The organism is Roseobacter sp. S87 (assembly GCF_055693285.1).
Window position 1 is genome coordinate 74,622 of record NZ_JBVFTR010000003.1, and the last position, 9,511, is coordinate 84,132.

The following is a 9,511-nucleotide window of genomic DNA, read 5'->3' on the forward strand; positions in this document are numbered from 1 at the left end:
CCTAAAAAATGAAGGGCAGGGGGGCCTTCTATGGGTTTTGCGAAGAGCAAGAGTTCGAGGATAGTTGGTTGTTTGACGAGACGTTCCTTTTTGGGAACCTCGTGCGCGGCAATCGCATCACCACATGTGGGGTTCGCGCAACAAGTGCCCTTGCCTGACCGTTTCCTTCCTCAATTGGTCAATACGCGCCGTCGAGACTGGACGACAGGCTCGGTTCACGTGATCCCCGACGATTACTTTTTGTACCTCATGTTAGATGAGGGCTTGGCAATCCGATATGGCGTTGGGATTGGCCGAGAAGGCTTATATGAGGCGGGGACATTCACAGTTGCCCGAAAGGCCGAGTGGCCTTGGTGGCGGCCCACGAACGCGATGATCCGGAGAGAGCCAGAAAAGTACGAGCGCTACAAAAACGGTTTGAAGGGTGGCCCGGACAACCCGCTTGGCGCACGCGCGCTCTATCTTTACGATGATGCGGGGCGAGACACGTTCTTGCGCATTCACGGTACCAATGAACCCCACACGATTGGTTCCGCAGCTTCAAACGGTTGTGCAAGACTGACCAATGAACACGTCAAAGACCTATATGAACGCGTAGAAATTGGAGCGCAGGTACATCTCTATCCCAAAGGCGCACGTGTTTAATCCAATGGAAGCCCACTGGCTCCGCCAACTGGCATTGGGCATGACACTCGCAATGGCTTGGCCTGATGTTGCGCAAGCGGACGGGACAGTCTTTGAAGAGTTGTCTTTCCTTGAAAACCCTGCTGCAGGTTGGTCTCAAGAGCCGTTTCTGACTGCTGACAAGCACAGCTTGCTGATGTCATGGATGACAGTTGAAGGCCCAGAAACCCTGATACAGTTCGCAAGACTGAACGAAAGCGGTTGGTCAGATCCTGTAACGGTCACACGGAGTGACGACCTGTTTGTCAATTGGGCGGATTTTCCATCGGTCGCGGCATACAATGAAAGCAACGTAGCCCTGCACTGGTTGCGAAAGACTGGACCAAGCAGCTTTGACTACAACGTCGAACTGTCGATCTCTAGCGATGGCGGATTGAACTGGTCAGTTCCCATTGTTCCTCATTCGGACAGGTCTTCTTCACAACACGGATTTCTAACTATGAGTGGTTCCCCGGATGGTGCGTTGGACCTGCTGTGGCTGGACGGCCGTGCCTATGGCAAAGGCAGCCTGCAAGCCTCGCCCGACGCGACGCAGCTTCGCGCGACGAGGATTAGCACCGACGGAACACTCCTGCTGGATCGTCCGGTGGACATGCAGACTTGCTCCTGCTGTCAAACGTCTTCTGCCCGGCTTGGCGATGGAACACTCGTTGTCGCTTACCGTGATCGGACAGATACTGAAATTCGAGACATATCAGTGGCCCGGCTGTCCTCTGGCGAATGGTCTAAGCCTGTTTCCGTACATGGTGACGGCTGGGAGTTGGCCGGATGTCCCGTCAATGGACCTGCGATTGCCGCACAGGATGATCGCGTCGCTGTGGCGTGGTTCACCGGCGCGAGCGACGTTGCTGCAGTAAAACTGGCGTTCTCGTATGACGGTGGTATCAGTTTTGAGGAACCTTTTCGGATCGATCTTGGTGATCCTTTAGGACGGGTCGATGCACTGTTCTTGGCCGACGGATCGGTTTTGGTGAGCTGGCTGGAGTGGCAAGGGAACGACGAGGTACTGTTCGCATGCCGGGCAACCGCTGATGAAGGATGTGTGTCCCGACAGGAACTTTTTCGAAACGCGACTGCTGGATCCATGAATTTCCCACGTATGGCGCGGATTGGACCAAACGTGTTTTTTGCCTGGACCCAGCCCATAAGTGCTACTCAGAGCTCAATCTCATTGATGCGCGGCAGAATATACCCGTTACGATGAAAGGGCGCTCTATCAGTTCTGTAGCCAAACAGCCGCGTTCGCGAGCGCTGTAAGACAAACGGCACCCGCAGCAATCGTCATCATCACGAATACCAACAGTCCTAAGCCGAACGGTAACCTTGCCAGCAAGACACGGAGTTTCGATGAGCGTATCGACACTGAAACATAGAGAGGCACAGCGCTGATCAAAGTCGCATAATAATAGGCGCCGGAGATATTCTCAAAATAGGCAGATCGCGCCAGCGTAGGCGCCACTGTTTTTAGGGCCGTTGATCTGCTCCCGCCAAACGACCCGTACCAATCGGCAGACAAGACGTAAATCAGCACGTGCAGACCTATGAAGAGCAATACCCTTGCGCCGACATCCAAAAGTATGAACCTCAAGGGGTCCCGTATAGGCGGAACTTGCCGCTTGGACAGCGCATACATCAAAAAGCCGACATAGTTCACGGCGCAAACCACGGGCAGCCCGTTTGTGAGAATTTGCCTCACCAATCGTTGAAGATTTGGACCACCTTGAACCAGTATGGAAGCGAAACCCGGTGTCAGCACAATATAGATCAGCACTGCGGGAAGCAGGCCTAACAAACTGAATAGGACGACGTTCCGGAGAAACCTTAAGCCCGGCATCTTGATTGAGAAATATCGTTCCAAGTGTCAGATCAGCCGTCTCTCACTTTCCAAGTGACGCCGTAGCCAAAGCCTCGAGGACGTCCTGTTCGGTCAGCAGTTCCGACAGGGAAACACCTGACGGGGCCCCAGGCCCGTACACGATATTGAACGGAATACCGAAGCGACCATGACGTTCAAGGAAACGTGCGATGTTATCGTCGGGTCGTGTCCAGTCTGCTTGCATGGCAACGACCGTATCAGCGCTTAACTCATCTGACACGGGCTTCCGATCCAAAACGAGCACTTTGTTGGCCTTACACGTAAGGCACCAATCTGCTGTCACATCCACAAAGACAGTTCGCCCCTCAGATACATGCCGTGCAATCTCGCGTGGCTGGAATTCTTGCCAGTGGGTACGGATTGGATAATCAACTGAGTTGCCCGTCGAGGTAATGCTGCTGACCACAACAAACGAAAATAAGACGCTGGCAGTGGCGAGGCTGTACTGGTGCGCCCTTCTGGACCAATCCATCGTCAAAACTGCAATCAATGTGACAGTACACAATGCCACGAGCGCTGTTGCTTGCCATCCAGATAATCTGAAGAGAAGGAAAAGAAGCCAGGCAGCCGTCATCAAAAGAAGAAATCCAAGGCCTGTACGGACGAAAAGCATCCAACGACCGGGCCGGGGCAGGCGCGCGACGAATGCTGGTCGTGCTGCGATCAAGAGATACGGCATGGCTAAGCCGATCCCCAGAGCGGTGAAAACCGCCAGCACGTCTATTGGACCACCAACCAAGGCGAAAGTGATCGCTGTTCCCAAGAATGGGGCAGAACATGGGGTGGCCAACACAGCAGCCAGAAAGCCTGTAGCAAAGTCCTTCACATATTGGGACTGATTGGAGCCGCGATTGAGGCGATCTTGCATAGCAGACGGTAGAGAAATCTCGAACAAGCCAAAGAGATTGGCAGAAAAAACCGCGATCACAATGAACATCAGTGTCACGAATACAGGGTTTTGAAACTGGATTCCCCAGCCGACCGAGATGCCGACCAATTTTAGGGCCAGGATCACCGCTGCCAGCAACCACATGAAGGAAAGTACCCCCAAAGCTGAAAAAAGAAATCCATTTCGGATCGTCGTTTTGGATTGGCCCGATGCGTTGATAACCGAGGAAAACTTGATCGAAAGAACCGGCAGGACGCAAGGCATCAGGTTAAGGATCAGTCCTCCAAGTAAAGCCATGGCGATGATCAATCCTAGTTCAGACAAGCTGCTTTGGGTTGCACCAAAACCATCAGGCGGAGCAGGGATATCAACTCCGAGAACCACTGGAGTGGTCACTGCACGCATACCATCTGTCAGTGTCACATCAGGATCCAAATGATCGTCTGACCAGGCGATCACTGGTATCTTTGCCCAAACGGTCGAGCGGTCTCGGCTTGACCTAACTTCAGGTTTCCCGAAGGTAACAAGTGGGCCAAACTCTGGGAAAACATCCACTGATTGAAACGGTTGCGCGCTCTCAGCGGTCACAAAGAGCGCAGAGGCTCTCGTATCAAGCGATACCGACGTGACTTTGATATTGCTTTCGGCCGGGGTTGCCGGAACACGTGCCGCAAACGCTGCAATCTTGTCAGCAGACACCTGATCGATCTCTGTGCCGTTTGCCAAGTCTAGCACCAATTCGAAGTTGTGGGGCACGCAGACGTCTGAACACGTCAGCAACATCACTTTGGATCGAAGTTTGACGGGCTGACCTGCGTGTTCGAGAAGGATCCGGATTGGAAGAACTACTGTTCCGGAATAGCCAAAGTTTTCGATCCCAAATGCTTCGAACCTTTCTGGAGCAGGCCAGAGAATTTCGGCGGATGCAAGGTTATCCGACTTGCTCCAGTCCAGTTCTGGCGCAAGCCCAACTTCGCCAGGTGTTCGCCAATACCCCTTCCAGCCTTCAGCATATTCTAGCACCAATCCTGCTGAGACCGATGACGCGCTTGGTGCTATGCCATCCTCTGCAGAAATTAACCGAGCGCTGACGGCTGGATTTGAGAAAACCTCTGACTCCGCCGCCTGAACCAAAGAACCGACAAACACTGAAAGCCAAACGCAGAGTAGGCTTGCGAACGTTCTCGCCCAATGCATACGGATTGGCGTGATATGCATGATCAAGAACGCATTAACGATTGCATGGAACACCAGAGGAGGCAGCGCTTTGTGGACAGCTGGCCTCGCGGCTATGCCGATGTGCAGGCAGCATCCCAACCTTCCTCTCGTTCCAGAGCAATAATTTCTCGGATCATGTTGTCGCTAACTTGGCCTTGGACAACAGTTCGGCCGATCACTAGGGCGGGTGTTCCAACAAAGGCAAAGACACGCGCTAACGCCGCGCTTTCTTCCAGTTCAGTGGCAATTTCATCGCTCAGCATATCAGCGTTCAATTGATCGAAATTGACGTTGAGGTCTTTGGACAGGCGTTGGAGGTATTCGTCGGATGCGACAAATGGCGATTTCATCAGACGATCATGGAAAGCAACATATGCCCCCTGGCGCTTTGCAGCTAGAGCCGCCTTTGCGGCAAGGTTCGAGTTGTCACCGAGCAATGGGAGTTCATGCCATGCGACACTGACTGCGTCAGGCATTGTATCCACCATTTCCCCCAACCGTTTCGTCTGAACCCGGCAAAACGGGCAGTAATAATCGGAAAAAGAAGCCATAGGGACTTGACCATTCGCGGGACTGAGGTCCCGGTAGAGACTGGCGCAGATGTTCTTTGTTACACGTTCTAATGCGGCTTCTTTGCGAGCAAGAACCTCGGGACTATCAGGCGTATCCAATCCAACAAACAGGTCAAAACCGCCGGACGTCTCGCCAGCGACATATTTCCGAAATCCGGTTGGCGAGTTGAGGGGTTCCAAAACCAGTTTCTCAGGGATCAGCGAGGGGATCGTACGAAACGCGGCATATCCAAGGGCCACAGTTCCCAGCGTAATCAAGGTTGATCGCTTCTTCTTGTCCAAGACGAGTTCCATCAAATAGCTTTGCACACGACTTCGTCGTACTGGTTCGAAGCAAAAAACGTCAACTTTACAAACTGATACATTTCATCGAGTGAATTTCCTCGTTTAGAGCACTAGACGGTGACGTGGGGCGTGTTTCGACCACGTCGCGGCGTTCGAACCTGGAGGAGCGACGGCGGTGGCATCAGTAGTTTCTGCAAAAGGTCTTTGTTATCTGGCGACGGCCGGTTCCGCTGCGCTGCTGCTTGGCGCATTTGTCTTTCAAGTGCTGGGATATGCACCTTGTGCGATGTGCATATGGCAGCGATATCCACACGCAGTTGCCATAGGGGCTGGTGCGTTGCTTCTTGTTGGGTTGCCGCTTCTGTTCGTTGTCGTAGTTGGAGCGTTATCGGCGGCGACCACTTCAGCGATCGGCATATTTCATACTGGCGTCGAGCGGGATTGGTGGGAGGGACCAAGCTCCTGCACTGGCTCTGGTCTCGATCTGTCCAACATGTCGGCTTCGGATTTGTTGCCGGGAGCCTCAAACGGACCATCAAACCTGGTCATGTGTGATCAGGTTGCCTGGGAATTTCTGACATTATCAATGGCAAGCTGTAATGCTCTCTTCAGCGCGTTCTTAGCGATACTTTGGATTTATGCGCTGATCTCAAACAGAAAATCAGAGCCAGACAAAGACATCGAATCTAGCCCCAAAACCGTTGTTTGATTCATGTTGATTAACATTCGTGCAGTCTATTGGATCGTTTTTTTTGGCATCGTCTTATGGGCGTGGTGGATCATGTTTTCGATGGCGACTGGTCCCATGATGATGCCATCCAACTACATCAGCCTGTTTCTGATGTGGTCGATAATGATGGCCGCCATGATGGGTCCTACGTTTGTTCCAACAATGCGGGCTTACGAAGACCTTATTGGTTCTGCAAACGGATCAAGGATAGGGTCTGTTGGGGTTGTCCTCGGCTTCTTTCTAGTGTGGGTGGGGTTTGCTGCTGTTATCGCACTGGCTCAGAATGCACTGATCGAGTTTGGTTTGCTGAACTCCATGGGGGCGTCCCTTTCAAGTTTGTTCTCCTCGGCCTTGTTAATTTCTGCTGGGTTGTATCAGTTTACCACTTTGAAGGATCGATGCTTGGCACACTGTCGATCGCCAATGGTGCAATTCCTGGCCCATTGGCATCCAGGATTTGGTGGCGGCATCCGAATGGGTTTGCATCATGGGGCTTACTGTGTCGCGTGTTGCTGGGGCTTGATGGTCATTGGTTTTGTCGGCGGAACGATGGATCTTCTTTGGATGGGAGGTGCAACGCTGATGATGACATTGGAAAAGCTCCCAGATTTCGGGCGGTGGCTAACGAAACCTTTAGGCACTGCGTTAGTGATCTGGGGAATCGCAATCCAACTACAATAATGAGCAAAGATAATTAACATAAGATCGATTATGCGAAAATTATTAAGCAATTGATTCTATGATATAAAAGTCCTGTTTCTTCCGACTCAGATGCCCTTCTACCAATATGAGCCTCTCAAGTTTGTAACTTTATTCCCAGCCTCGCCGAATATCGGTGCGATGACATTCGGGACAATGAACTGGAGAAGTTGGCCGGTAGATGAGGCGCGCCTCGCGTTTCTCGTCTTCGTCGAGCACTTCGTTCTCGAAACGGTGACCACAGTTTTTGCAGCGGAAGCGAACAGTTTCAGTCATAACTCACCCCCGCTTGTTCGAGAAACTCGGCCCAAAGGGTTTCAGCTGCCGTCTCCGGGGTCAGCCGCTCGGGCTCGCCGCTAAACGACATCATCGAACCGCCGCGCAGAAAAAGCTGGTACTCGTCTGCTTCGATGAAGAAGCCTCCCTGCGCAGTATTCTGGGGCGCGTTCTCGGAGAACGAGTAGTAAATGTCACCAAACCCACCATGCCCATTGGTGAAATGGACAGTGATGTGTGCGGCGCTGCGATCCCGAGCGCGGTTGACGATGGTGCCGCCAAACGATGTGGGTGATCGCGAGACAAAACGCCCTCGTAAATCGTCAATGGTATCGATTTCGGCAATGGCGCGCTGGAAATAGTCCCGGATCGCCGCGAACGCCGCCTCGCGGAATTCACTGCGATCGATTTCATCGAAGTCGCGCTTCACACGGTAGCGGCGCTCGGTCGTAACCGCATCGCTATGGTCCTTTGGCTTTGCAACAGGAGTTGCATTTGGCTCTGCATCTCGTATCTCAGTAATGCGCCGCAGAGCTTTCGCGATATCAAGATATGCGTTGTTGGCGTTCGTCCACTCGCTGACAGGCTTGCCGTCATGCGGCAGCGCCTTGAGACTGCGCAAAGGCGACGATGTCCAGTCGCAGGGCTCGATAATGATCGGCACAACACGGGCTTCTTGCGCGTCATGCCGCTGCAACGCCCGCTGCATTTCACGTTCGAAGCAGTAGTCGGAAGCGAGAAAGTCAGGACTGACGAGCAATAAGAACAACTCGCAGGCTTCCAGCTCTGCAGCGATCTCGCCATCGATTTCGCTACCGGCAAGGATGTCCCGGTCAAACCAAGTCTCCAGAAGCCCATCGCGGCGAAGCATGGCCAGATGTGTATGCAGACGCTCAAGTGCTGCGCCGTCCTTGTGCGAGTAGGAAATAAATGCCTTCATGCCAATCTCTCCACGCCTGTCAGTGCTTTTTGTCTCGCGGCGGGAAAGGATCGCGGCCCGGTGCGACCGTATCAGAGTCGCGCCACTTCCCGTCCCGGCCTTGAATACGGACTTCCCCGCCGCCTTGATTGGCTACCGTGCGCTTTGCGGCGGCTTCCGCTTCGCGCTGCGTTCCATGGACGCTGCTCGCCCGGTCAGCGCCGGGCGCCCTCACAGCCCAGCCTTTCGGATGCTTCGTTACGTACCTGTCTGTCATTGCAACCTCCTGCTCTTGACATCGATTCTTGATAAGTATATAAACTATACCCATATAGTTTTAATGTCAATAGTGTAACTAGTCAGTCTTGCGGGAAGGAGGCAACCATGAAGGTGCACGGCAAAGAGCTCATCCTGAGCGCTTCCGACCTCGTCGGGCATTTGAATTGCGCGCATATGACCGAGCTTGATCTCGGTGTGGCCAGCGGCGCTCTCAAGAAGCCGTCGTCTTGGGACCCCCTCCTTGAAATCCTGCGCGAGCGCGGGCGGCGCCACGAAGAAAGCTTCATCGAACACCTTGAGACCGAGGGCCTAACGACGCGCGTCATTGATGGCGTGGACATCACCGCGGACGCGGTCGCCGCAACGAACGCCGCCATGGCCGATGGTGTAGAGATTATTGTGCAAGCCGCTCTGCAGCATGGCCTTTGGGCTGGGCGCGCAGACATACTCAGGCGTGTCGAAAAGCCGAGTGAACTCGGTGAATGGTCCTACGAAATCATAGACACCAAGCTCGCCCGTGAAACCAAGGCAGGTTCAGTCCTCCAGCTCTGTCTCTATGCGGACCTGCTTGAGAATGCGCAGGGAGTGGCACCAGAGTACGTGTATATCGTTGCGCCTTGGTCGAATTTCGCGACGCAGGAGTTCCGGTATGCGGACTATGCCGCCTATTTCCGGAAGGCCAAGGCCGCGATCGAAGAGGCAACTGCAAGCGATGCGCCGCCAGCCCTCTATCCGGAGCCAAGGGAGCACTGTGATATCTGCCGCTGGCGCGAACGTTGTGATGCGCGCAGGCGTGAAGACGACCATCTGTGCCTTGTCGCTGGGATTAGCAAAAACCAGCAGACAGAGCTTCAAGAGAACGGGATTTCAACCGCGGCGGCGCTTGCAGCTATGCCGGTGCCAATGCCCTGGAAACCGCAGCGCGGCGCTCCGCTTTCCTATCATAAGGCGCGCGAGCAAGCGCGCATACAGATTGAGTCCCGTGCTGCGGGCGAGACGCTCTATGAGCTTCTACCCGTTGTGGACGATATCGGTCTGTGTCTATTGCCGGAACCCTCGGCGGGTGACATTTTCTTCGACATCG

At 53.7% G+C, this 9,511-nt stretch carries 9 protein-coding genes; 5 read left to right on the forward strand and 4 right to left on the reverse strand.

Translation table 11 applies throughout. The features are described from left to right. Positions 1–30: 30 nt before the first annotated feature. Together ACZ1HA_RS00780 and ACZ1HA_RS00785 are read left to right on the forward strand one after the other, a co-directional pair. Complete coding sequence (locus ACZ1HA_RS00780; protein WP_472712488.1) at positions 31–645, forward strand: L,D-transpeptidase; 615 nt, start codon at positions 31–33, stop codon at positions 643–645. A 40-nt stretch (positions 646–685) separates the two neighbouring features. Continuing rightward, positions 686–1,888: a sialidase family protein gene (locus ACZ1HA_RS00785; RefSeq protein ID WP_472712489.1), complete on the forward strand. Its 1,203-nt coding sequence runs from the start codon at positions 686–688 to the stop codon at positions 1,886–1,888. Positions 1,889–2,561: 673 nt separating this feature from the next. Here ACZ1HA_RS00785 and ACZ1HA_RS00790 read toward each other — a convergent pair. Both ACZ1HA_RS00790 and ACZ1HA_RS00795 read right to left on the reverse strand, forming a co-directional pair. Next, positions 2,562–4,667 (reverse strand): protein-disulfide reductase DsbD family protein, encoded by a 2,106-nt coding sequence (locus ACZ1HA_RS00790; protein ID WP_472712490.1) that lies wholly within the window; start codon positions 4,665–4,667, stop codon positions 2,562–2,564. A 71-nt stretch (positions 4,668–4,738) separates the two neighbouring features. Continuing rightward, on the reverse strand, positions 4,739–5,521 hold the full coding sequence (locus tag ACZ1HA_RS00795) for a DsbA family protein (RefSeq protein WP_472712491.1): 783 nt from the start codon (positions 5,519–5,521) through the stop codon (positions 4,739–4,741). Positions 5,522–5,699: 178 nt separating this feature from the next. Here ACZ1HA_RS00795 and ACZ1HA_RS00800 point away from each other — a divergent pair, with 178 nt between their 5' ends. Continuing rightward, positions 5,700–6,233 carry a disulfide bond formation protein B gene (locus ACZ1HA_RS00800; RefSeq protein WP_472712492.1) on the forward strand — a complete coding sequence of 178 codons (534 nt, stop codon included), beginning with the start codon at positions 5,700–5,702 and terminating at the stop codon, positions 6,231–6,233. A gap of 3 nt (positions 6,234–6,236) precedes the next feature. Further along, entirely contained in the window at positions 6,237–6,935 is a 699-nt protein-coding gene (locus ACZ1HA_RS00805; RefSeq protein ID WP_472712493.1) for a DUF2182 domain-containing protein, read from the forward strand. 286 nt (positions 6,936–7,221) lie between these two features. Here ACZ1HA_RS00805 and ACZ1HA_RS00810 read toward each other — a convergent pair whose 3' ends face one another. Then, a complete protein-coding gene (locus ACZ1HA_RS00810) occupies positions 7,222–8,169 on the reverse strand; it encodes a toll/interleukin-1 receptor domain-containing protein (RefSeq protein WP_299882660.1) in 948 nt (315 codons plus the stop codon). Positions 8,170–8,188: 19 nt separating this feature from the next. Next, on the reverse strand, positions 8,189–8,479 hold the full coding sequence (locus ACZ1HA_RS00815; protein WP_367278705.1) for a DUF2188 domain-containing protein: 291 nt from the start codon (positions 8,477–8,479) through the stop codon (positions 8,189–8,191). Positions 8,480–8,532: 53 nt separating this feature from the next. Between ACZ1HA_RS00815 and ACZ1HA_RS00820 the strand changes: the two genes are divergently transcribed. Continuing rightward, positions 8,533–9,511 (forward strand): TM0106 family RecB-like putative nuclease (locus ACZ1HA_RS00820; RefSeq protein ID WP_472712494.1); only part of this gene is annotated, 979 nt, incomplete at its 3' end.